Source organism: Flavobacterium suaedae, from assembly GCF_014642915.1.
GTDB lineage: Bacteria > Bacteroidota > Bacteroidia > Flavobacteriales > Flavobacteriaceae > Flavobacterium > Flavobacterium suaedae.
In genome coordinates this window covers 1-1,448 of record NZ_BMJE01000015.1, presented here as the reverse complement: position 1 = coordinate 1,448, position 1,448 = coordinate 1, and the positions used below count along the sequence as shown (strand labels likewise).

At 53.0% G+C, this 1,448-nt stretch carries 1 protein-coding gene; it reads left to right on the top strand.

The genetic code is table 11. The features are described 5' to 3' along the window. Positions 1 to 1,448: FIDD domain-containing protein (locus IEW45_RS14710; RefSeq protein WP_505692160.1), on the top strand; the 1,448-nt coding region annotated here is incomplete at both ends.

Genomic DNA, 1,448 nt, shown 5'->3' with positions numbered 1-1,448 from the left:
GACTACGAGCTGTGCGACAACGGCAGTGACGACACCGACGGAGAGGCAATCTTTGACCTAACCATCAAAGACGGAGAAGTACTCGGCACCGATTTAGACCCTGGTTTATACAGCGTAAGCTACTATGAAACAGAGGCCGCAGCCGAACTAGGTACCGGTCCAATCGCCAACCCAAGCGCCTACCAAAGCCCAAGCGCCACCATCTGGGTACGCGTCACCAACAACACAACCGGCTGTTACGACATCGTACCACTAGAGCTAATCGTTAACCCGTTACCCGAGGTAAACGACCCAAGCCCCTACACCCTGTGTGACGAAAACAACCCCGGTGACGAACAAGAAGAATTCGATTTAACCACCAAATACACTGAAATAGCCGACGACCTAAACGGACTCGTATTCACCATCCACCACAGCTATCAAGACGCAGAAGCAGGCACCAACGCCATCACCAACCCGGAAAGCTACACCAACCCGTCGACCACCCCGGTAGAAACCCTGTTTGTACGCGTAACCGTAGAAGCCACCGGCTGCTACCGCATCGTACTACTCGACGTACGCGTAGAACCACTACCCGTACTCTACCCCGAAAACATCGATCCCGAGCTGACCACCCTGTGTGACGAAGACGGCGACGGAATCGCCACCTTCGACCTGGAATCCATGATCGAAGCCCTGGAAAACAATGGCCAGAACCTGGAAGTAACCTTCCACGAAACCGCACAGGACGCACTGAACGATTTAAACCCCATCACCAACCTGAGCAACTACCAAAACGCCATACCCTACCAGGACTACATCTACATCCGTGTAGCAAACACCCAAAGCGGCTGTTACAACAGCACCCCATACCAACTGGAGCTAACCGTAATCGCCTCACCACAAGTACCCGATTTAGAAGACATCACCCAGTGTGACGATGAAGACAATAACGGACAAGACGGCCAAGCCCAAGTAGACCTGACCCAACAAGACCAAGTAATCTACGACGGACTCGAACCGGCCAACCCCGACGCCATCATCCACTACTTCACCAGCGAAACCTTTGCAAGAGCCGGCGCCCCACGCATCACCAACCCGGGCACCTACTACGCAAGTGATGAACAAGAAATCTGGGTACGCGTAGAAGACCCCGTAACCGAATGCTACGGTATCACCAGTTTCACGATACACTTCAACCAGCCGTTGTTACTCACAACCCCTGCGTTGTACACCATCTGTGAAACCCAGTTACCAAACGACGGCGTAGAAACCTTCGATTTAACCACAAGAAACAACGAAATCCTGGGCGACTTCGGCGTAGGCCAAGGCTACACCGTAGTCTACTACGAAAGCCAGGCACAGCAAGAAGCTGACCAGCCAATCGAAAACCCCGAAACCTATCAGAACACCGATAACGCGCAGACCCTGTATGTAACCGTAACCAGCCCCGAAGGCTGTAAAAGCTA